The sequence below is a fragment of the Kocuria tytonis genome, assembly GCF_003226895.2.
GTDB classification, from domain to species: Bacteria; Actinomycetota; Actinomycetes; order Actinomycetales; family Micrococcaceae; genus Kocuria; species Kocuria tytonis.
Map to the genome: position 1 here is coordinate 837,961 of NZ_PNJG02000001.1, position 22,040 is coordinate 860,000.

Genomic DNA, 22,040 nt, shown 5'->3' on the forward strand with positions numbered 1-22,040 from the left:
TACTGGACTCATGGCCAGACCCACCACCGTCGCGCGCGTGCTCGCCGCCGTCCTGGACCTTGCCGAGCATGGCGGTCCGAGCGCCTTGACCATGGAAGGCATCGCCGCTGAGGCCGGGGTGGGCAAGCAGACGCTCTACCGCACGTGGCCATCGGTGCATGCGATCCTCTTCGACGCCCTCGTCACCGAATCTGCTGCCGCGGGCTCATCCGAAAGTTACGCCACGACCTTCGACGTCCTGCAGTCGACGATCGCCGAGCTCACCACCGAGCCCCGGGCTTCGCTGCTGCGGATGCTCGCAGCCGCGATCCACAGCGACGAAGCGATCGCCCACCAGTTCCACACGCGGCTCTTCCAGCCCCAGCAGGAGCAGATCACTCGCCTAGTCGCCGCCGACGGCTACGCCAACCCGAAGACGGCCACCGAGCTACTCCTCGCACCCCTCCTCTACCGCTGGTTCCTCCGACTGCCCCAGTTCACCGACAGCGAGCTGCGCGACCACGTCGAGAAAGTACGACGCCTTGAGCAGCTGTCTTCAACCAACGTGTCCGGTCAGTACACCTAGCCGTACACCTGGCGCCCTCGCCCCCGGGTCGCCGCCCCGGGGGCGGGCTGGGACCCGGCGTGGTCCGATGCGCGGCGCGGGAACCGGTGGTGCGTCGCGCTCCGAGGAACGGCGCTGCAACCGGTGGTGCGTTGCGGGCCGGTCACCGGCGCGGGGCGCGACGTCGCGCTACCGTGCGAGGCTCCGGCGGCAGGACGGCGTCGAGGAAGCGTGAGCGCGCGCGGTTGGGGCGACCACCCGGCGTGCGCGAGAGGGACCACGAGAACACGAGGTGCTCGCGCGCGCGGGTGATCCCCACGTAGAGCAGGCGCCGTTCCTCGTCCATGGCGTCGGGGGTGTCCGCGAACGAGATGGGCATGAGTCCCTCGGAGAGGCCCACGAGGAACACGGCATCCCACTCCAGGCCCTTCGCGGAGTGCAGTGAGGCGAGCGTGACGCCGTCCATGACCGGGGCCTCCTGCGTGGTGGCGCGGCGTTCGAGCTCCTGGGCGAAGCCGGCGAGCGAGAGCGTCCCTTCCTGCTCCGCCGCGCGGCGGGCCATGGTGTCCGCGAGGGACACGAGGGCACGCAGGGACTCCCACTTGGCCCGGGTGGCGCTGTCGGAGCGCGGAGCCCGCTCGGTGTAGCCCAGGGAACCGAGCATGTCCCGCACCTGACGCGGCACGTCCGCGCGGTCCGCACCCGCGGTGCGTGCCGCGGAGCGGATCTGCACGATCGCCTGTCGGATCTCGGGACGGTTGAAGAAGCGCTCCGAGCCGCGCAGCTGGAAACCGATGTTCGCGTCCGCGAGTGCCGCCTCGAACGCCTGCGACTGGCCGTTGGTGCGGAACAGCACGGCGATCTCGTGCGGGGCCACGCCGTCCTCGATCAGGTCCCGGATCCGCACGGCCACACCAGCGGCCTCCGCCTCGTCGTCCGGGTACTCGTTCCAGCTCGGTTCGGGGCCCGCCGGGCGCTGCGAGACCAGCCGCAATGGAGTGGCCCAGGTGTCCGGGGTGGATCCGGGGGCGGGGCGGCGGGCGGCGAGCAGCCGGTTGGCGGTGTTGACCACCTGCGGTGTGGAGCGGTAGTCGCGGATCAGCTCCACCACCGAGGCGCCCGGGTAGCGGGACGGGAACTCCAGCAGGTGCCGGGACGTGGCGCCGGTGAAGGAGTAGATGGTCTGGGAGGCGTCCCCCACCACGCAGAGATCGTCCCGGGTGCCCAGCCAGGCGTCGAGCAGGCGCTGCTGCAGGGGCGAGACGTCCTGGTACTCGTCCACGACGAACTGGCGGTACTGGTCCCGCACCGCCGCCGCGATGCGCTCGTCCTCCTCCAGGATGCCCACGGTGATGAGCAGGACGTCCTCGAAGTCGATCAGGTGACGGTCCGCCTTGAGGTCCTCGTAGGACTGGTACAGCCGCTGCATGGTGCGGGTGTCGTACCCGGCGGGCATGTCCCGCTCCTCGGCGGCCGGGGCGTAGGTGTCCGGGGTGCACATGGACACCTTGGCCCACTCGATCTCCGCGGCGACGTCCCGGACGGTGGCCCGGTCCGTGGTGAGGCGCATGCCCTGGGCGGCCTCGGTGATCAGGCGGGCCTTGTGGTTCACGAGTCCCGGTGGAGGCCCGCCCACGGCCTGCGGCCAGAAGTACTGCAGCTGCCGCAGCGCCGCGGAGTGGAAGGTGCGGGCCTGCACGCCGGGCGCTCCGAGCGCACGCAGCCGCTGGCGCATCTCGTTGGCCGCGCGGGCCGTGAAGGTCAGCGCGAGGGTCTTCTGCGGGGTGTACACACCGGAGGCGATGCCCCACGCGATCCGGTGGGTGATCGCCCGGGTCTTGCCGGTTCCCGCCCCGGCGCGCACGCACACCGGGCCCTGCAGCGTGGTGGCCACGACCCGCTGCTCGGGGTCCAGGCCCCCGAGGATCCGCTCCTCGGCGGTCTGCTCACCCGCGGTGTCGAGGCTCACCAGTCGGTCTCCGGCAGCTCACGGCCCAGCCAGCTGACGATCAGCGCGTGGGCGATCGACACCGGTCCGGGCAGGCTGACGTCCCTGGCGCGGGCCCGGGCGAGCAGCTCCGCACGGGTGAACCACCGGACGTCCAGGATCTCCTCGCCGTCCGCCTCGACCTCCGCCGTGTGCGCCACGGCGCGGTAGCCCAGCATGAGCGAGCGGGGGAACGGCCACGGCTGCGAGCCCTGGTACTGCACGGTGTCCACCGTGATCCCGGCTTCCTCCCCGACCTCGCGCACCACGGCCTGCTCCGCGGACTCCCCGGGCTCCACGAAGCCGGCGAACGTGGAGTACCGGTTGCCGCTCCACAGGGCCGAGCGGCCCAGCAGGATCCGCTGCTCCTGCGGGTCCGGGTGGTCGTCCACCACCGCCACGATGATGGCGGGGTCCGTGCGCGGGAAGTGCACGGACCCGTCGTGCGGGCACCGCCGGGCCCACCCGGAGCGGATGACCTCGGTGGGTTCGCCGCAGCGCGGGCAGCGCGGGTGGTCCCGGTGCCACAGCGCGATCGCCTGACCCGTCACGAGCAGGGAGGTCTGTTCCGGGGAGACCGCGGTCGCGAGCGTGCGCAGACCCTCCCAGGCGGCGTCGTCGAGGCCCGGCAACTGGGTGTCCTCGGGGAAGGTCCGCAGAACCACCCGGGTGCCGTCCGCCAGCCGCCCGAGATGGACGTCCGGGCGTCCGGGGTCACCGGTGGCCGGGGGCACCTCGGTGTGGACGGGCAGCACGAGCCCGGTGTTCGTGACAGGAATCTTCGAGCCCCGCAGGACGAGCACCCGCGCGGTGGACGACGCCAGCGCCTCCGCCACGAGGTCCTCGTGCTCCCGCTGCACGGCATCGCGGTCGAAGGCGCGTCCGGCGAAGGGCAGCTGCGCGGCGCCGAGCAGGGGCGCGGGGGTGGCGGGAAGGTCCTGGGATGAACTCACCCGACCACTGTAGACCGGGCTCCGGACACCCACGGCGGCCGTGTGGACAGCCCGGGCGCGGGGTCGGCCGGTAGGGTGGGTGGGGTGAGAACGACCCCCGAACTGCTCGCCGCCATCGCGGCCGCTGCCGTGCCCGGGGTGGCCCCCGTGGCCACCGGTCCTTCTCCGGACGACGCCGCGGACTTCCGTTCCTGCGTGGTCCAGGACGCCGCCGGGAAGCTCTGGCGCGTCCGTAGCCCCCTGAACACCGAGGCAAGCATGCGCCTGGAGACCGAGCACCTCGTGCTCCAGGCGTTCACGCCGTCCGTGCGCTCCCACCTGCCCTTCCACCTGCCCGCGGTGGCGGGTTCCGTGGGTCGGGGCGGGCTGCGCACCTTCGTGTACTCGCACCTGCCCGGGCGCACCCTGAGCCTGCAGGAGCTGCAGCGGCAGAACGCCCACCCGGAGGCACCGCTGCACGCGCCCTCCCCCAGCGCGGCGCCGAGGGCTCCGCTCGCGGTGCAGATCGGGCGTTCCCTGGGGGCGTTGCACTCCCTGCCCCGCGCCCTCGTGATGGACGCGGACCTGCCCGCGTACAGCGCCGAGCAGTGCCGCACACGCATGCTCCACGACCTCGACCGCGCCGCGAGCACCGGACTCGTCCCCGGTGAGCTGCTGCGCCGGTGGGAGGAGACCCTCGAGGACACCACGCTGTGGCAGTTCTCCACCCGCGTGGTCCACGGTGACCTGCACGAGGACAACATCACGGTGGACCACGGGACCCTGGCCTCCCTCACGGGGTGGAGCGATCTGCACGTGGGGGATCCCGCGGAGGACTTCTCGTGGCTCATGGGCATGGGCGATCCGGGCTTCGCGGACACCGTGGTCGAGGCCTACTCCGTGGCGGCCGTGCAGCCCCCGGACGGGCACCTGCTGCGCCGGGCGCACCTGCGGGCCGAGTTCGCACTGGCCGAGTGGCTCGTGCGCGGCGTGGACCGGGGCGTCCCGTCCATGGTCGACGGCGCCCGGCGCATGCTGGACGCCCTCGCCGAGGACGTCCGTGCCGGCGGGTCGCCGTCCCCGGGAGTGCCCGGGCCCGGGACCCTCTCCGCGGCGGAGGGCGAGGGCTCGTCGCGTCCCGCCGCGGACGACGCCGCCGCCGTGCCCCCTCAGCGTCCCGAGCCCCGGTCTCCGAGCGGTTCCACGGCCGTGTCCGCGTCTCCCGGCAGATCCGCCGCGGACCCCTCCGACGACGCGGCGCCCGTGTCGGTGCCCGGCGCCCCGCTCTTCACGGACGATTCGGCGCCACGGTCGTAGAGGGACGTCACGATCCGCTCGAGCTGCTGCTCGTCCGCGAGGTCGTGGGGGTGCACCACCCGGTCCTCGGCCACGTAGTAGAACGCCGCCGAGACGCGGTCCACGGGGACCTCCTGGAGCCGGGCGAAGGCCAGCCGGTACAGCGCGAGCTGCCCCGACTTCTGCCGCAGTTCCCGACCGCGCGGGACGCGCCCGGTCTTCCAGTCCACGAGCTCCCACCCGTCCGCGGTGCGGAACACGGCGTCGATGCGTCCGCGCACCGTGAGGGAGCCCACGGGGGTCTCCATGGGCAGCTCGATCGCGTACGGCTCCAGCGCGGCCCACGGGCCCGCACGGAACGTCTCCGTGAGCCGGGGCAGGTCCAGCTCCTCGTCCACGTGGTCGTCCGCGCCGGGCAGCTCGTCGAGGTCGAAGATGGCGGCATCGCCGTAGAAGTTCTCCACCCAGGTGTGGAACGCGGTGCCCGCACGGGCCGCGGAGCCCGGTTTCCGGGGCATGGGTCGCCGCAGGGTGCTGATGAACCCCTCGGGGTCGCTGTCCATGGCCACGAGCGCGGAGGCCGAGACGTGCGAGGGCATGTGCACGGTGCGCGGCCGGTCGGGATCCGACCGACGGGCGAGGAGCAGCTCGGCTTCGCGCCGCCAGCGTGTCACCGTGGCGGCGGAGTCCCCCGCCGCCAGCTCCTCGTCCGAGAGCCCCCGGAACTCGGGGTGGCCGCCGTCCCGCACGGCCTGCGCGGCCGCGTCCATCCGCGCCCGGCGGCCCTCGTGCGCGGGTGGGATCACCGTCTCGGTGAGCCGGCCCTCGGCGTCCCTGGTGGTGCGGGTGATGACCGGGCCCTCCAGGGGGTCGTAGGGCCACAGGGCGCTGACCCGGGTGTCCAGCTGCGGGTTGCCCGCCACCTCACCGGGCTCCGCCCACGGCCCCTCCTCGAAGCCCGCGGCCCCGGCCTCGGCCATGTCCCGGGCCTCCCGCAGGAAGGGTGAGACGTCCTTGGCCCTCTTCCCGGTGCCCCGGAACACGGTCCCGGACAGTTCCAGCAGCGTCTTGGCGCGGGTGAAGGCCACGTAGGCCAGGCGGCGTTCCTCGCCGAGGTCGTGCTCGGCGACGTCCTGTGAGAACTCGGCGAAGGACGACTCCAGCTCCCGGACGTCCGCCACGCGGGGAACCCACTGCGGCAGCTGCGAGGCGTCACCGCGCAGGGGCCACGGGAGCTTCGCGGCCTCCCCGGTCCAGGCCGAGGAGTTCTTGGACGGGAAGTCGTCCTGGTTGAGCCCCGGGACGTACACGTGGTCCCACTCCAGCCCCTTGGAGGCGTGCACCGTGAGCAGCTGAACGGCGTCGTGGCGGGTGTGGGAGGGCGGCAGGTCCAGCCCGTTCTCCTCCCGGGCGGCGGCGTCCAACCACGCGAGGAACGCGGCGACGTCGTGGGTGCGGGTGGTGGCCGTGAACTGCACCGCCTGGTCCAGGAAACCGTCGATGTTCCGGCGGGCGGTCGAGGGGTTCTCCCCCGGCAGCGCCGCCAGCTCGATGTCGAGTCCGAGCACCGTCTCCACCTCGTGGATCACGGTGGTCAGCTCGTCCCCCAGCACCTCGCGCAGCGCCATAACGTCCGCGCGCAGCGCCCGCAGCCGTCGCATGCCCTCCGGGGTGATGCCGCGGCCCCGCGAGGACACCCAGCCGTCCCGTGGCAGGGTCTCCAGCGCCTCGATCAGGCTGGAGCGGTCCACGAGGTCCGCCATCACCACGGTCCCGGCGTCATCGAGGTCTTCCTCCTCGTCCCGGTTGCCGCGGGCGGCGCGCTCGTGGCGGCGCTCGAGTTCCGCGGCCCAGTCCCCCAGGGCGGCGAGATCCTTCGGGCCGAGCCGCCACCGCGCCCCGGCGAGCAGCCGGGCCAGGGCGTCGGAGCGGCCGGGATCGGTGAGGACGTGCAGCATGGCCACGACGTCGCCGACCTCCGGGGTGTGCAGCAGCCCGCCGAGACCCACCACCTCGTAGGGGATGTCGAGGGCCTCGAGCTCGAGCCGGAGGGGCTCGAACTGGGCTCTGCGGCGGCACAGCACCGCCATGGTGGGCATCTGCTCGAGGGGCTGCCCCTCGTGGGCGGCCCGCTGCTCGTGGATCAGCTGCGCGACCGCCCGTGCCTCCTCGGTGTCCGTGAGGTGGCGGCTCACACGCACCCTTCCCCGTACCGCGCCCGGCGCGGGGTCCAGCGGCGGGACCTGCACGGTGGTCGGTGAGCGGCTCCACGCCGGCGCGCTGCGCAGGGGTTCGGCCACGGCGTTGGCCGCGTCCAGGACGGAGAGGCTGTTGCGCCACGCGGTGGTGAGGAAGCTCGTGGCCGCGAACTCCGAGCCGCCGTCCGCCGTGCGGCGCGGGAAGTTCTCCACGAAGCTGAACAGCTGCCCGGAGGATGCCCCGCGGAAACCGTAGATGGACTGCTGCGGGTCCCCCACCGCCATCACGCAGTGGCCGTCGCCGAAGAGCCCCGAGAACAGGGCGAGCTGGGCGTGGGAGGTGTCCTGGAACTCGTCCAGCAGCACGACCTTGAAGCGCTCGCGCTCCACCGTGCGCGCGTTCGGGTCCACCTGCACGATCCGTGCCGCCAGGGAGAGCAGGTCGCCGTAGTCCAGCACCGACTCCTGCCGCTTCACGGCGTGGAAGCGCTCCACGAGCTGGGCGAGGACATCCGTCTGGTCCATCCGGGCCAGGGCCTTCACGACGTCCGCGCCCGGTGTCTTCTTCCGGCCGTCCGGGGGAACGTCCTGGCAGGCCGCCCGGAAGCGCCGCACGAACTCGCGGATCCGCCGCGCGTCGACCAGGTGCTCGGAGGCCTCCGAGGAGAGCTTCATGAGACCCCCGGTCAGGGTGTCCACGGCGGGAACGCTCTCCGGGAGCGGTCCGTCCCAGCCCCGCACCAGGTCGCCGGCCAGCTGCCACGCCTGTGCCTGGCCGAGCAGCACCGTGTCGGACTCGATGCCCAGTCGCAGCCCGTGGCTGCGCACCAGGGAGTTCGCGTAGGAGTGGTACGTGCTGACGGTGGGCTCCTGCACGGTGGCCGGGGCGTCGTCGTCGCCCTCCTCGGGGTCGGCGATGAGACCCGCACCGCGCAGCGCGCGCAGCTTCTGGGCGATGCGCTGCGAGAGCTCCCCGGCCGCCTTGCGGGTGAAGGTGACGCCCAGGATCTCCTCGGGCCGTGCCAGGCCGTTGGCCACGAGCCAGGTCACGCGGTCGGACATCGTGGTGGTCTTGCCGGACCCGGCGCCGGCCACGACCAGGCGCGGCGTGAGCGGGGAGGCGATCACCTCGGCCTGCTGCTCCGTGGGCGGGAAGTCACCGAGCGCCTCCGCGATGTCCTGCGGGGAGTACGTGATGTCCTCCGGTGTGAAGTCCTGCACGGTCATTTCTCCGTCACCTGTCTCCCCTGTGCGCACAACGGGCACACCCACGGCACGGCACACGACCTGCCGTGCGAGCCGTTCTCCTGCTCCGCCGTGTGGCGGGCCTCGAAGCGGGTGTCGGCCATGAGCAGGGCCGCCTGCGTGATGAGTTCCCGGGCCCACTGCTGGTCCTCGTCCAGCGGATCCTGCTGCTGGACGCCGGGCTTGGCCGTGGTGCCGCCGAGCTGGACCAGCAGGGCACCGCCCGGTTGCGTGAGGACCGTCCCCTCGGGCAGCTCGATGCGCTCCGGGCGGTCCGTCCCGTGCAGGTCCGGGCCCGTGACACCGGCCTGCATGGCCTGCCCCGCTCCCGCCTGCAGGGCCACCTGGTACGCGGCGAGCTGCGGGTGCTGCGGGATGTCGTCCCCGGTGGGCTTGTGTCTGCCCGTCTTGAGGTCCACGACCACGTGGCGGCCGTGGGCGTCCACCTCGAGCCGGTCCACGCGCCCCGTGAGCAGGGCGTCCCGGGCGGAGCCGCGCACGAGCACCTGGAAGCTGCCCTCCACCGCGACGAGCTCCCGCTCGTGCTGGGTGCGCATCTCCCGGGCGTACTGCGCGAACTTGCGCAGCATGGTCTCGGCGCGCTCGAGCTCCTGCGCCCCGGTCCAGCCCTCGGGCATCCCCAGGGACGGCCAGCGCCGCCGCAGCTCGGCGACCAGCTCGGTGGCGTCCGCGTCCGGCATGTGCTCGGCGATGTCGTGCACGAGCGTGCCCAGCCCGCGCTTGAGGTCGGTGACCTCCATGGCACGGGCCTCGGCCACGAACCAGTCCAGGGGCGAGCGGTGCACGGTCTCGATCTTGGACGGCGAGACCCGCACGACCTCCTCCGCCCCGAACAGGGCGTCCTGCGTGGTGAGGGGGTTCAGTCCCCACCACTGCTCGGGCGCGGCGCCGGCCACGGGGTCCTCGGCCGCGGCGAACCGGTGCAGCAGTCGCGCGGCGGCCTCCCGCTCGTGGTCGGAGGCGTCCTCCCTGTTGAGGGTGCGCCGCAGGGCGCCGGTCAGCTGGCGCAGGGTGAGCGGCTCCGGGGCGGTCAACCGCTCCATGGGGATCTCGGGATCCTCGCCGCGACCGGCGGCCACGAGGTCCACGAACTCCGAGGGCTGCTCGTCCTGCGTGGCCACGGCGGTCACGGTCAGGCTCCGGCCGGCACGCGAGACCGCGGTGGCGAACTGGCGCAGCTCGTCGTAGCGCACCTGGCGCAGCCGGTCCACCGCGCTCAGCCGCGTGGCCTGCTCCGGCCCGTGGTCCAGGGCGTCCGTGAGGACGTCGGTGCCGAGCAGCTGGCCGCGCAGGGTGGTGTTGGGCCACACACCCTGCTGCACGCCGGCCACGACCACGTGGGGCCACTCCCGCCCGGCCGCGCCCGCCGGGGTCGTCACGGAGACGTTGTCCTCCGCCGGCGCCCTTGCCGCCAGCGTGTCCATGGGCAGCTCCTGGTGGTCCATGTACTCCATGAACGCCTGCGCCGTGGCCCCGGGGACCTGGTCCACGAAGCGCTCGGCGGCCTCGAAGAGCCCCACGACCGCGTCCAGGTCCCGGTCCGCCCGCAGGGCCTCCGCTCCCCCGGCCAGTGCACGACGGCGCCAGCGCGGTCCCACGCCCGAGGCCTCCCACAGCGCCCACAGCACGGACTCCGCGGTGGCACCGGGTGCGTCCAGGGCCTCCTGGCCGGCCTGCAGCATGTCCGCGACCCGGGCCGCGGCGTCGGAGCGCACGTCCGCGAGCTCCAGGAGCAGTCCGTCCCCGAGGGCCTGGACGAGCAGGTCGTCGCTCGTCCGGCCGCCGCCCGTGCGCAGCTCGTAGCCCCGCAGCCGCTGCCGGATGCGACGCACCTCCATGGGCGAGGCGCCACCGATCCGCGAGGTCAGGAGGGACACGGCGGTGCCGGCGGTGAGCACGGCCCCGCGGGCGCCCCGACCCTCCGCGGTGCTGTCCTCGACCGGAGGTTCCTCGACCGGTGCTTCCTCGGCCGGCGGTTCCTCGGGGTCCTGCGACGCCTGCGCGTCCTGGCGTGCGTCTGCGGGCGCGGGCTGCTGCGCCGTCAGCAGGATGCGCAGGGCGTCCAGCAGCGGGATGACCGCGGGCTCGTCCCGCAGAGGCGTCTCGGCCGCGGACGTGGTGGTGGGAACCCCCAGCGCGGTGAGCTGCCGTGCGAGCGCGGACAGCTGCGGCCCGCTGCGCACGATCACCGCCATCTCCCGGTAGGGAACGCCCCGCAGCACGTGCAGTCGCAGGAAGTGGTCGGCGCACCAGCGCGCCTGCGCCGTGGGTGATTCGAAGAGGGCCACCCGCACCGAGTCCTCCGGTGCGGCCGAGCCACCCGGGGCAACCCGCTCCTCGGTGTTCTCACGGCCGGTGCTTTCCGGTCCGTCCTGCTGCAGTCCTGCACCGGGGGCTCTCGCACCGGGACGCGCCCCGCCCGGTGACGTCCCACCGGGATGTCCACCGGGAGCGTGGGCGTCAGTGCCGTCCACGGCAACCGCGGCCGTCGGCTCCGCGGCCGGACCGCTCGATGCCCCCGGCGCACGATCGGAGCGGGCCCCGGCCACCACCGGGATCGCCCGGGCCACCCGCTGCCAGGCGTCGTTGACCGCCGGCGGCATGCGGTGGCTCGTGTGCAGCTGCAGACGCTGCACCGGCCGGGCGGGCGTGCCCACACGGTCCTGGAGGGTGCGCAGCAGGTCCGGGCGGGCGCCGCGGAAGCCCTGCACGGTGGTGTCCGGGCTGGCCGTGAACACCGCGTCCCGGCCGCGGCACAGCACGCCGATGAGTCGGTGGGCGGAGGGCGTGGCCTCCTGCAGGTCGTCCACCACGACCACGTCCAGGCGCTGCTGCTCGCGCGCGAGGAACTCCGGTTGCTCCTCCAGCACACGCGCGGCACGGTCCACGAGCTCGGAGGGATCGAAGGCATTGGGCATGCGCAGCGCGCGGACCTGCTGGTACTCGGTGCGGAAGGCGGCGGCGGTGCGCCACTCCGGGTGACCGAGCGGCTCGGCCCATGCCGCGAGCTGCCCCGCCTCCAGCCGGTACTCGTTCATGCGGTCGAAGAGCTCGCGCAGCTGCCCGCGGAAGCCCCGGGTTCCCAGGGCCTCCTGGAGGTCTGCGGGCCACACCACGGGTCCCCCGAACCCGGCGGCGTGGCCGCGCATCAGCTCCGCGAGGAAGGCGTCCTGCTCCGGTCCGGACAGCAGCACCGGCGGCAGGTCGATGCCGGGCAGCAGCCCCTCCGCCTGGGCGCGGCGCAGGACGTCGAACGCGTAGGCCTGCCACGCCCGGACGAGCGGGGTGCTGATGGTTGCCGCGGCCCGCCGGCTCACGAGATCGCGCAGGGTGGCCGCGGACTCGCGCGAGGGGGCGAGCACGAGCATCCGCTGCGGGTCCGTGCCCGCCACGATCCGCCGGACCACTGTTTCCACGACCACCGTGCTGCGCCCGGTGCCCGGCGCGCCGAGCACCAGCACGGGCCCGTGCCCGGGGGCGAGGCCCACCACTGTCTCCTGCGCGGGATCGAGGCCCACGGGCTCCTGCGCCGTCTCCGCGCCACGGGGCGGCAGAACACGCCAGGGTCCTTCTCGCTGCGTTCGCATGGGGCCATCCCACCACGGATTGCCGACACGCATAAGCAGGCGCGCGCCGCCCGGTACCGTGGTCCCATGCCTTCCCCGAACCACCCCGACGACGCCGCACAGCCCGCCCTCTTCGACGCCCCGGAACCGCCCGCCGGTCCGGGGGCAGCCGGACGTCCCGCGCCCGCTCCCGAGCAGCCCTCGCTCTTCGACGCGGCCGCCGTGTCCTCGGAGGGGTCTGGTGCGGGACCGGCCGGGCCGACAGCGGCGCCCGAAACCACGCGGGACACCCACCCGGAGCCTCCCGTCCTGCCTGCCCCGGGGGCGACGCCGCGTGGCACCAGCACCGCCGAGGCCTCGGCACCGCGCGCCGCGGTCGACACCGCCACGACCGGCACCCCGTGGCACCACGGCCCCCGCGCCTGCTTCGACCTGGAGACCACCGGGCGCGATCCCCAGGAGGCACGCATCGTGACCGCCTCCGTGGTGCTTGTCTCCGCCGCGGGTGACGTGGAGCGGGAGTGGGAGTGGCTGGCCGACCCCGGGATCGAGATCCCCGAGGAGGCCGCCGCCGTGCACGGGGTCAGCACCGAACGGGCCCGTGCGCAGGGCCGCCCGGTCGCGGAAGTGACCGCCGAGCTGAGCGAGCTCCTGACCGGGTTCTGGCGCGCGGGCGTCCCCGTGCTGGCCTTCAACGCCGCCTACGACCTCACGGTGCTCACCCGCGAGACCGAGCGGCACGGTCTCGCAGCACCTGCGCCCTTCCCGGTGCTGGACCCGTTCGTGCTCAACAAGCAGGTCCACCGCTACCGCCGCGGCAAGCGCACCCTGGGCGCCCTGTGCGAGGAGTACGGCGTGGTGCTCGACGCCGCCCACACCTCCGCCGCGGACGCCCTGGCCACCGAGCACCTGGCCCGCGCCATGGCGCACCGCTTCGAGGAGCTGCGGCAGCCTGCGGCGCGGCTGCACGAGCTGCAGATCGGCTGGGCCGCCGAGCAGGCCGCGTCCCTGCAGGAGTACTTCCGCCGCAAGGATCCCGCAGCGGTCGTGGACGGCACCTGGCCGGTCCACCCCCGCCCCTAGTTCTCCGCGCCCACGACGACGGCGCGGCACCCCTGCCGCCAGGGTGTCGCGCCGTCGTCGCACGGGTGGGCGGCCCCGCCACCGGAACCGCGTCCGGGAACGGGAGCCGGATCAGGCCTGCGGGGGCTGCGCCTCGGCCGCCGCCCGGGCCGCGGCCGGCAGGGCCGAGAGGATGCGGTCCATCGCGGAGTCGTCGTGCGCCGCGGAGAGGAACCACGCCTCGAACACCGAGGGCGGCAGGTAGACCCCGGCGTCCAGCATCGCGTGGAAGAACGGCGTGTACCGGAAGGCCTCCTGGCCCTTGGCGTCCGCGTAGTCGTGGACCCCGGTGGCCCCGGTGCCGAAGGCGACCGAGAACAGGTTGCCCGCCTCCTGGATGGAGTGGTCCACCCCGGCGGCGTCGAGGGCCTCGCGCAGACCGGCGCGCAGCTGCTGGGAACGGCGGTCGATGGTCTGGTAGGCCACCGCGTCCGCGCACTTGAGCGTGGCGAGACCCGCGGCCATCGCCACCGGGTTCCCGGACAGCGTGCCCGCCTGGTACACGGGACCGGTGGGGGCCAGGTACTCCATGACCTCGCGGCGGCCACCGAGGGCCGCGGTGGGCAGCCCGCCGCCGATGACCTTGCCGAACGTGAACAGGTCCGGGGCCCAGGTCTCGCCCGCGGCGTTGCTGAGACCCCAGTACCCGGCCTCGTGCACGCGGAAGCCCGTGAGCACCTCGTCGAGGATCATGAGCGCGCCGGCGTCCTGCGTGATGCGGCGGATCGCGGCGTTGAAGCCGTCCTCCGGGGTGACCACGCCCATGTTGCACGGGGCGGCCTCGGTGATCACCGCAGCGATCTGACCGGGGTGCTCGGCGAACGCGGCCTCGAGCGCGGCGACGTCGTTGTACGGCAGCACGAGGGTCTGCGCGGCGGTCGCCTCGGTGACACCTGCGGAGCCCGGCAGCGCGAGCGTCGCGAGCCCCGAACCGGCCTCGGAGAGCAACGAGTCCACGTGGCCGTGGTAGCAGCCGGCGAACTTCACCACGAGGTCACGGCCCGTGTACCCGCGGGCCAGGCGCAGCGCCGTCATGGTGGCCTCGGTGCCCGTGGAGACCATGCGGATCTCCTCGAGCGGTGCCACCCGGTCCACCACGAGCTCGGCGAGCTCGGTCTCACCGCGCGTGGTCGCGCCGAAGCCCAGACCGCGCTCGACGGCCTCGTGCACGGCCTCGGTCACCACGGGGTGCGCGTGCCCGATCAGGGCGGGGCCCCACGAGCACACGAGGTCCACGTACTCGCGGCCGTCCACGTCCGTGAGGTACGGGCCCTTGGCTGCAGCGATGAACGGCGGGGTGCCGCCCACGGAGTTGAACGCGCGCACGGGCGAGTTCACGCCACCGGGCATCACGCGGCGGGCACGGTCGAACAGTTCTTGCGAAACACTCATGAGATCACTTCATTCCTTTCGCCGGGAACGGGTCCCGGCCACCGTACCGGTGGGGTGCGGCGGTTGGGCTGTCACCGGCCGTTCTCGCGGCGGAGCCACCCGGCGAGCTCTGTGGCGTAGTAGGTCAGGATCGAGTCGGCGCCGGCGCGCTTAATGGAGAGCACGGACTCGCGGATCGCGGCCTCGCGGTCGATCCACCCGTTGGCGGACGCGGCCTCGATCATCGCGTACTCGCCGGAGATCTGGTAGGCGGACACGGGAACGGGCGAGGCGTCCGCAACCTCCCGCAGGATGTCCAGGTAGCTCATGGCAGGCTTGACCATGACCATGTCCGCGCCCTCGGCGAGGTCCGTCTGCAGCTCCAGCAGGGCCTCGCGTCGGTTGGCGGGGTCCATCTGGTAGGTCTTGCGGTCCCCGGTGAGCGTGGAGTCCACGGCCTCGCGGAACGGGCCGTAGAACGCCGAGGAGTACTTGGCGGTGTAGGCGAGGATCGAGACGTCCTCGTGGCCCGCCGCGTCCAGGGCCGCGCGGATCACGCCCACCTGCCCGTCCATCATCCCGGACGGGCCCAGCATGTGCGCCCCGGCCTCCGCCTGGGCCACGGCCATCCGGCCGTAGATCTCCAGCGTGCGGTCGTTGTCCACGCGGCCCCGGGCATCCAGCACGCCGCAGTGGCCGTGGTCCGTGAACTCGTCCAGGCACAGGTCCGCCATCACGACGACGCCGTCCCCCACCTCCTCGCGCACCGCGAGGATGCCGCGGTTGAGGATCCCCTGGGGGTCCAGTGCCGCGGACCCCACGGCGTCGCGGGTCTCGGGGACGCCGAACAGCATGAAGCCGCCCAGTCCCAGCTCCACGGCCTCGGCCGCGGCCCGCTTGAGGGAGTCCATGCTGTGCTGCACCACACCGGGCATCGAGGCCAGGGGCTGGGGCTCGTCCAGTCCCTCCTTGACGAACACCGGGAGGATCAGCTCGGAGGGTGCCACGCGGGTCTCGGCCACGAACCGGCGCATGGCCGGGGTGGTGCGCAGGCGCCGGGGGCGGGACACGAGGTCGTAGGACACGTCGTCGTCGTTCATCTGCAGTCTCCTGATCGTGTGGGTCGTTGGTTCGTTCGCGGAAAGTCTGGTGCGGCGTTAACCGCGGTGCTCAGCCCCGGGGACCGAGCGCGTGCACCACGGCGGCGGCGAGCGCCTCCGGGGTGGGACGGGCGGCGACCACCGGCTGGATGCCGCGTTCCCACAGGGCCCGGGCGGTGGGTTCCCCGATCGCGATCCAGGAGGTCGCGGCACCCGGGGTGCTCCCGTCCAGCAGTGCCGCCACCCGCGACGGCGCCGTGGCCACCACCGCGGCCAGCTCACCGCGGGCGCACGCCGCGCGGGCGGACGCGCTGTCCAGCTCCTCTGGATCGTCGCGCTCCGGCACCACCGTGAGCAGCGGCCGGTCCGTGGGCGCGGGCACCATGTCGTAGGCGGTGACGTCCCGGACGTCGTACCCTCTGGCCCGCAGGCCGTCCCCCAGCGTGGTGGCGGCACGTGCGGAGGCCGGCAGCAGCGCGCGAGGCGCCGAGCCCTGCCCATGAAAGGGCTCCTCGGGCCACTCCTCGAGCATCCCCGCGGCACTGGCGGTCCGCGCGGGCACGAAGTCCACGCCCACACCGTACTCCGCCAGGGCACGGGCCGTGGCGGAACCCACCGCCGCGATCCGCAGCCCGGCCGAGACTGCGGCCGGGTCTCCGGAATCCGCCTCCGGGACCGGTGCCTCGGCCGCGGAACCGGCCGGTGCGGCGTCGGACGGACGGGTCCCGGAACCGGTCCGTGCGGCATCGAGGGCGGGGCCCCACTCCGGCTCCTCCGCCACCGCGGCGAGGGCCGCCACGGTGGTCGCGGACGTCACGCACAGCCACGTGGGCACCGTGGGCCGCAGGGCGTCCCGCAGCAGGGCACGGAGGGGCCCGGTGTCCTGCGGCAGCCGGGCCTCGAGCAGCCGGGCCGCGCACGGCTCGCACCCGCGCTCCCGCAGCAGCGCCGCGAGGGCACGCGCCGCGGCGGGGTCACGGGTGATGAGCACGCGAGGGGCGCTCACAGGGTCAGCCGTGCCAGTCGGTCCGCCCCGTCCGCCAGGAGGTCGTCCGCGATGCGGCGCCCGAACGCATCGGCCGTGGCCACGGTGGGATCAGCGAGTGTCTCGCTGCGGCGCACCACCTCGGAGCCGTCGGGGTCCGCCACCACCACGTCGAGCTCCAGGACACCGTCCGCCAGGCGGGCGTAGGTGCCCACGGGCGCGGCGCAGCCCGCCTCCAGCTGCGCGAGCACGGCGCGCTCGGCGGTGACGGCCAGCCGGGTGGGGGCGTGGTCCACGGCGGCCAGACCCCGCACGAGCGGCGATCCGGGGTCCGCGTCCGCGCGGATCTCGAGGGCCAGCGCCCCCTGCCCCGGCGCGGGGAGCATCCTGTGGGGGTCCAGGTACTCGGTGATCCGCCCCTCCAGCCCCAGCCGCTTCAGACCCGACGCCGCCAGCACCACGGCGTCCAGGTCCCCCGGGTCCCCGGGGTCCACGCGGTTCAACCGGGTGCCCACGTTGCCGCGGATGTCCACGATGCGCAGGTCCGGACGCAGCGCACGCAGCTGAGCCACGCGGCGCGGTGACCCCGTGCCCACGGCGGCGCCCTCCGGCAGCTGCTCGAGCGTCAGGCCGTCCCGGGCGCACAGCGCGTCCCGGGGATCCTCCCGCTCGGGCAGCGCGGCGATCCACAGGCCCTCGACCGGTGCCGTGGGCAGGTCCTTGAGCGAGTGCACCGCGAGGTCCACCCGACCGTCCAGCACCTGTGCCCGCAGCGCGGTGGCGAAGACCCCGGTGCCGCCCAGCTGGGACAGCGGGCCGGTCAGGACGTCGCCCTCGGTGCGCACCGTGACCAGCTCGTGCTCCGTGCCGCCGGCGCGCGAGACGGCGTCAGCGGCCCAGCGGCTCTGGGTCATGGCGAGCTGGGACCCGCGGGTGCCCACCGTGAACACGGCGTCGCTCACCGGTGGATCACCTCGCCGTTCTCGTCGAGGCCCACGGGGATGGGCTCGCCGACGGGACGCTGGGCGATGGTGGGGCGGGGTTCGCTCTGCCCGCGCAGCACCTTCACGCAGCAGTCGGGGGCGCACGTGTCGAACCACGTGCCCTGGGAGCACGCGGAGACCCGCGGGGGCGCCGTGGGCGTGCCGAGCCGCTGCTCCACGAGGTCCGCGAGCGCGGCCACGAAGTCCGGGGCGGTGCCCGCGGTGGGGACGCGCTCGAACTCCAGGTGCGCCTCCTGCGCGGCCTCACGGGCCTCGGTGTCCAGGTCCCACATGACCTCCATGTGGTCCGAGACGAAGCCCAGGGGCACCACGGCCACACCGGTGACGTCCTGCTCGGGCAGGGACTCGATGACGTCGCAGATGTCCGGCTCCAGCCACGGCACCTGCGGGGGCCCGGAACGTGACTGGTACACGAGCTCCCACTCGACCCCGGCCATGGGCTCCCCCACCTGCTCCACGATCCAGCGCGCGGCGGCCAGGTGCTGGGCCACGTACGCGGAGCCGCCCTCGAAGTCCATGCGCTGCGGACCCGCGGCGTTCGCGTCCGTCATGGGCACCGAGTGGGTGGTGAACAGCACGCGCAGCGCGCCGTCGGTGCGCTCGCGCAGTGCGAGCAGCGACTCCCGCAGCTTGCTCGCGTAGGGGCGCAGGAAGCCCTCGGAGTCGTAGTACTGGTGGATCTTCTCCACGTGCAGCTCGTCCTGCAGCCCGGTCTCCTCGAGCCCCACGCCGTAGTCCTCGCGGTACTGGCGGCAGCTCGAGTACCCGGAGTAGGCGCTCGTGGCGAGCACCAGCAGGTCCTTGTACCCGCGTCCGTGGCACTCGCGCAGCACGTCCGCGACGTACGGGTCCCAGTTGCGGTTGGCGAGCAGCACGGGCAGCTCGATCCCCCGCCGCTGCAGCTCGGCCTCCAGCGCGTCCCGCAACGCCCGGTTCTGGGCGTTGATGGGGCTCACGCCGCCGTTCGCACGGTAGTGGGTGGCCACCTCCTCGAGCCGCTCGTCCGGGATGCCGCGACCGCGCGTGACGTTGCGCAGGAACGGGATCACATCCTCCTGGCCCTCGGGGCCCCCGAAGGACGAGAGGATCAGGGCGTCGAAGTCGTGCGGTTCGTTGGCGCGCGCGGCGCTCAGCGCATTGGTCTGCTGTGTCTCGCTCATCTCAGTCGAGCACCTCTGCAATCTCATCGGTGGTGATCCGGCGCCCCGTGTAGAACGGGGTCTCCTCCCGCACGTGCAGGCGGGCCTCGGTGTTGCGGAAGTGGCGCATGATGTCCACGAGGTCCACCAGTTCCGGGGCCTCCAGGGCGAGCAGCCACTCGAAGTCGTTGAGCCCGAAGCACGCAATGGTGTTCGCGAGCACCTGCGGGTACTCCCGGGCCTTCATGCCGTGGTTCTTCAGCATCTCGCCGCGGCGCTGCGGGTTCATGTAGTACCACTCGTAGGAGCGGACGAACGGGTAGACGCACACCCACTTCTGGGCCTCCGCCCCGCGCGCGAACGCCGGGGAGTGGTTGGAGGTGAACTCCGCCTCCCGGTGCACGCCCATGGCGTTCCAGGACTGCCGGGTCCCGGCCAGCAGCGGCTGCCGGCGCAGCTCGCGGATCGCGGCCTGCAGCACGTCCGGCTCCTTGCCCGTGAGCCACACCATCAGGTCCGCGCTCTCGCGCATCCCCGAGACGTCGTACACGCCCCGCACCGTGACGTCCCTGCGAGCCAGTTCCGCCACGAACGCTTTGAACGCCTCCCTGCTGGCCTGCGAGTCCGCGTCCTGCGGACGGTCACCCGTGCGCTCGAGCACCGTGTACCCCGCCCAGTACAGCTTGTCCTCACCCCCCTGGGAGGCTGCGGCCTCGGTGCCCTGTCGATCCGTGGTTCCGTGCTCACTCATGCTGCACTTCCTTTCGACGTGGTGTCTTCATCGTTCGCGTCCGTCCGGGGGTGCGGGCCGCGGTGCGGGGCGTCGACGACGCCGGCGCACCCGCCGCGCGGCGCGTCACGTCCGTGTGACGTCCAGCCCGTGACGGGCGAGCAGTGTCCTGACCTGCTGGCGGGTGTCCGTGACGACAGCCGCGAGCCCGGTCCCGGAGAGCCACGCACCCACCGCCACCGCGTCCGGGACGTCGGTGAGGGCGCGGCGGAACCCCGTGATGCGGGCGACGTGGCCGGGGTCGGTGCGCGGCAGCGCGGCATGCCACCGGACCACGTCCGCGCCCACGAGCTGCGAGGGCCGGATGGGCACGCCGAACAGCGTGCTCGCATCCCCCAGGGCCAGGGAGATCAGGTGTTCGTCCTCGAGGGTCACCTCGGGTGAGGGCCCGGTGCCGTGCGGGGTGGCCCGCCCGTAGGACAGCCGCACCACGTGGCGGTGCTCCCCGGCCGCGCGGGCCACCCACTCCCACTTGGCGCTCGAGTGGGTCAGGGCCTTCGCGCGGACGTCGCGGACGTCGTCGCTCACGAGCACACCCGTTCCGCGCGGTGCGCAGTCCAGGGCGGGGCACTCCAGCACGAGCGTGGCGAGCGCGATGCGCGGCCCAGAGCGGGGCGTGTAGTTCTGGGCGTCGGCGAGGTGCGTGCCCATGAGGCGCACGGACGTGGGCCCGTCCGCGGCGAGCACGAGCAGCTCCCCCCGGGCCACCGCGGTCTTGTCCCCGTTGGTGGGCTGGCGCTGGATGACCATCCACCCCGGCCGCCGCGGATCGCGGTCCAGCGCGATCACGTCGTAGCGGGTCACGAGCTTGACGCCCATCCGCTCCGCGTCACGGACGAGCCGCTCGCTGAGCAGGTTCATGCCGCCGTCGATCCCGGCGACGTTCGCTCCCGCGGGGCTGGCGCGGCGCAGTGCGCCAGCGGCAGCCCCCAGGCTCCCGAGCTCGCGCATCCGGGCGCGCAGACCGGGCGCCACGGCGTCGACGTCGAGCTGGTCGGGATGGGTGGAGTAGACGCCGGAGACGAAGGGGGCGACGAGCCGGTCCACCACGCGCTGTCCCATGCGGGCGCGGACCAGGCCCCCCACGGTGCGCTCCCCCGCTCCCACGCGGGCCGGGAGCACCCGGTCCATGCGGGCGCGCGACACCCCGGAGCGGCCGAGCGGGGCGCGCAGCTCCGCGGCCGTCGGATCCGCGGGGATGCCCAGCACACCCGAGCGGGGTGCGGGAACGGCGCCCTCCGGGAGGAACAGCCAGGAACCCGCGGGGTCGGGGGTGACCATGCGCTCGGTGAGGCCCAGTTCCGCCATGAGCTCGGGGACCGCCGTGGAACGGGTCGCGAAGGACTCCGCGCCCGAGTCGAGGACGAGCCCGGCCACCTCGTGGGCGCCCACGGCGCCGCCGAAGTGGTCCGAGGCCTCCACCAGGGTCACCCGCAGCCCGGCCGCGGCGAGATCGCGGGCGGCCGTGAGTCCCGCGACGCCACCCCCCACCACGAGTGCGGTGCGGGGACGTCGGGCGGTGGTGCGCCGCGTGTCACCGGAGGGAGTTGTCACCGAGTCTCCTTGTGGATGAAGGTCACCAGTTCGCTCAGGACGTCCGGATCGGTCTCGGGTGGCACACCGTGACCCAGGTTGACCACGTGCCCGGGTGCGGTGAGTCCGCGGCGCAGGACGTCCCGCGCGTGCTCGTGCAGCACCTCACGCGGCGCCGCGAGCAGCGCGGGATCGATGTTGCCCTGCACCACGGTACGCCCACCCAGGCGGTGCGTCGCCACGTCCAGGGGGATGCGGTGGTCCACGCCCACGGCGTCCGCCCCGGCGTCCCGCATGGCCGCGAGCAGCTCGCCCGTGCCCGTGCCGAAGTGGATCCGGGGGACACCGAGGTCCGCCACGGTCTCCAGCGCCTGCGCGGAGTGCCGCTGGACGTGCGCCTCGTAGTCGGCGAGCGACAGGGAACCCGCCCAGGAGTCGAAGAGCTGGACCGCCGAGGCACCGGCCTCCACCTGGGCGCGCAGGAACGCCCCGGACGTGCGGGCCGCCCAGCCCGCCAGCGCGTCCCAGGCCCCGGGGTCCGAGTGCATCATGGTGCGGGGGCGCAGGTGGTCCCGCGACGGCCCACCCTCCACGGCGTAGGCGGCGATCGTGAAGGGGGCCCCCGCGAAGCCGATCAGCGGGGTGTCCCCGAGCTCCGCGACCGTGCGGGCCACGGCCTCGCGGATCGGGTCCAGCGCGGCGTCCGGCAGCTCGGGCAGTGCGGCCACGTCCGCGGCCGTGCGGACGGGATGCTCCAGCACCGGGCCCCGCCCGGCGACGATGTCCACGCCCACTCCCGCGAGTTTCATGGGCACCACGATGTCCGAGAAGAAGATGCCCGCGTCCACCCCGTGGCGGCGCACGGGCTGCAGGGTGATCTCCGCGGCGAGCGGGGGCGTGAGGCACGCCGCCAGCATCCCGGTGCCCTCACGGGCGGCCCGGTACTCGGGCAGCGAACGGCCGGCCTGGCGCATGAACCACACGGGTCGGTGGGGGGCGGACAGCCCGCGCAGCGTGCGCAGCAGCGGCGAGTCGGAGACACCCCGAGCGCGCAGGGGGTGCTTCGAGGGCAGCGCCGCGATCCGCCGCTCCCACCCGGCCCCCTCCTCCGGTGCCGCGGCCTCACCCCGCACCACGGAGGGACCACTGTCACGGGGATCACGGGACTCGCAGCTGCGCTGGTTCAGGGAAGCCATAGTGCCTCCAT

At 73.8% G+C, this 22,040-nt stretch carries 14 protein-coding genes and 1 pseudogene; 3 read left to right on the forward strand and 12 right to left on the reverse strand.

From position 1 onward, the window contains the following. The first annotated feature begins 10 nt into the window (after positions 1-10). Entirely contained in the window at positions 11-565 is a 555-nt protein-coding gene (locus C1C97_RS03700; RefSeq protein WP_110919619.1) for a TetR/AcrR family transcriptional regulator, read from the forward strand. Between the two features lie 142 nt (positions 566-707). Here the strand turns inward: C1C97_RS03700 and C1C97_RS03705 are convergent, their stop codons facing one another. Together C1C97_RS03705 and nudC are read right to left on the reverse strand one after the other, a co-directional pair. Further along, positions 708-2,513 (reverse strand): ATP-dependent helicase, encoded by a 1,806-nt coding sequence (locus C1C97_RS03705; RefSeq protein ID WP_407657241.1) that lies wholly within the window; start codon positions 2,511-2,513, stop codon positions 708-710. Further along, complete coding sequence (gene nudC / locus C1C97_RS03710) at positions 2,510-3,484, reverse strand: NAD(+) diphosphatase (RefSeq protein ID WP_121030035.1); 975 nt, start codon at positions 3,482-3,484, stop codon at positions 2,510-2,512. The genes C1C97_RS03705 and nudC overlap by 4 nt, the downstream gene beginning before the upstream one ends. Positions 3,485-3,679: 195 nt before the next feature. Here nudC and C1C97_RS03715 point away from each other — a divergent pair. Further along, positions 3,680-4,303 (forward strand): annotated as a pseudogene (locus C1C97_RS03715) (phosphotransferase); the annotation flags it as partial. A 329-nt stretch (positions 4,304-4,632) separates the two neighbouring features. On the opposite strand, the gene C1C97_RS03720 reads toward C1C97_RS03715, so the two are convergent. Both C1C97_RS03720 and C1C97_RS03725 read right to left on the reverse strand, forming a co-directional pair. Continuing rightward, positions 4,633-8,184 carry an ATP-dependent helicase gene (locus C1C97_RS03720; protein ID WP_121030037.1) on the reverse strand — a complete coding sequence of 1,184 codons (3,552 nt, stop codon included), beginning with the start codon at positions 8,182-8,184 and terminating at the stop codon, positions 4,633-4,635. Beyond that, positions 8,181-11,741 carry a UrvD/REP family ATP-dependent DNA helicase gene (locus C1C97_RS03725; protein WP_233542704.1) on the reverse strand — a complete coding sequence of 1,187 codons (3,561 nt, stop codon included), beginning with the start codon at positions 11,739-11,741 and terminating at the stop codon, positions 8,181-8,183. The genes C1C97_RS03720 and C1C97_RS03725 overlap by 4 nt, the downstream gene beginning before the upstream one ends. Positions 11,742-12,098: 357 nt before the next feature. Here C1C97_RS03725 and C1C97_RS03730 point away from each other — a divergent pair, with 357 nt between their 5' ends. Then, on the forward strand, positions 12,099-12,872 hold the full coding sequence (locus C1C97_RS03730) for a 3'-5' exonuclease (RefSeq protein WP_121030556.1): 774 nt from the start codon (positions 12,099-12,101) through the stop codon (positions 12,870-12,872). 111 nt (positions 12,873-12,983) lie between these two features. On the opposite strand, the gene hemL is transcribed toward C1C97_RS03730, so the two are convergent. From hemL to hemE, 8 genes are all read right to left on the reverse strand, one after another. After that, complete coding sequence (gene hemL / locus C1C97_RS03735) at positions 12,984-14,303, reverse strand: glutamate-1-semialdehyde 2,1-aminomutase (protein ID WP_110919760.1); 1,320 nt, start codon at positions 14,301-14,303, stop codon at positions 12,984-12,986. A 71-nt stretch (positions 14,304-14,374) separates the two neighbouring features. Next, on the reverse strand, positions 14,375-15,382 hold the full coding sequence (gene hemB / locus C1C97_RS03740; protein WP_121030041.1) for a porphobilinogen synthase: 1,008 nt from the start codon (positions 15,380-15,382) through the stop codon (positions 14,375-14,377). A gap of 70 nt (positions 15,383-15,452) precedes the next feature. Beyond that, positions 15,453-16,388 carry a uroporphyrinogen-III synthase gene (locus C1C97_RS03745; protein ID WP_110919758.1) on the reverse strand — a complete coding sequence of 312 codons (936 nt, stop codon included), beginning with the start codon at positions 16,386-16,388 and terminating at the stop codon, positions 15,453-15,455. Further along, complete coding sequence (gene hemC / locus C1C97_RS03750; protein WP_121030043.1) at positions 16,385-17,329, reverse strand: hydroxymethylbilane synthase; 945 nt, start codon at positions 17,327-17,329, stop codon at positions 16,385-16,387. Before hemC ends, C1C97_RS03745 begins: the two co-directional genes overlap by 4 nt. Beyond that, positions 17,326-18,531: a ferrochelatase gene (locus tag C1C97_RS03755; RefSeq protein ID WP_110919756.1), complete on the reverse strand. Its 1,206-nt coding sequence runs from the start codon at positions 18,529-18,531 to the stop codon at positions 17,326-17,328. The genes hemC and C1C97_RS03755 overlap by 4 nt, the downstream gene beginning before the upstream one ends. A gap of 1 nt (position 18,532) precedes the next feature. Further along, positions 18,533-19,261, reverse strand: a complete 729-nt coding sequence (gene hemQ / locus C1C97_RS03760) for a hydrogen peroxide-dependent heme synthase (protein WP_110919755.1) — start codon at positions 19,259-19,261, stop codon at positions 18,533-18,535. 105 nt (positions 19,262-19,366) lie between these two features. Then, entirely contained in the window at positions 19,367-20,854 is a 1,488-nt protein-coding gene (hemG, locus tag C1C97_RS03765) for a protoporphyrinogen oxidase (RefSeq protein ID WP_121030045.1), read from the reverse strand. After that, entirely contained in the window at positions 20,851-22,029 is a 1,179-nt protein-coding gene (gene hemE, locus C1C97_RS03770; protein WP_121030047.1) for a uroporphyrinogen decarboxylase, read from the reverse strand. The genes hemG and hemE overlap by 4 nt, the downstream gene beginning before the upstream one ends. Between the last annotated feature and the right edge of the window lie 11 nt (positions 22,030-22,040).

What these genes read in the sequence shown, in the direction of transcription:
- C1C97_RS03700 (WP_110919619.1), top strand. Translation starts at nt 11, where the DNA reads ATGGCCAGACCCACCACCGTCGCGCGCGTGCTCGCCGCCGTCCTGGAC.
- C1C97_RS03720 (WP_121030037.1), bottom strand. Translation starts at nt 8,184, where the DNA reads ATGACCGTGCAGGACTTCACACCGGAGGACATCACGTACTCCCCGCAG.
- hemL (WP_110919760.1), bottom strand. Translation starts at nt 14,303, where the DNA reads ATGAGTGTTTCGCAAGAACTGTTCGACCGTGCCCGCCGCGTGATGCCC.
- hemB (WP_121030041.1), bottom strand. Translation starts at nt 15,382, where the DNA reads ATGAACGACGACGACGTGTCCTACGACCTCGTGTCCCGCCCCCGGCGC.
- C1C97_RS03755 (WP_110919756.1), bottom strand. Translation starts at nt 18,531, where the DNA reads ATGAGCGAGACACAGCAGACCAATGCGCTGAGCGCCGCGCGCGCCAAC.
- hemQ (WP_110919755.1), bottom strand. Translation starts at nt 19,261, where the DNA reads ATGAGTGAGCACGGAACCACGGATCGACAGGGCACCGAGGCCGCAGCC.
- hemE (WP_121030047.1), bottom strand. Translation starts at nt 22,029, where the DNA reads ATGGCTTCCCTGAACCAGCGCAGCTGCGAGTCCCGTGATCCCCGTGAC.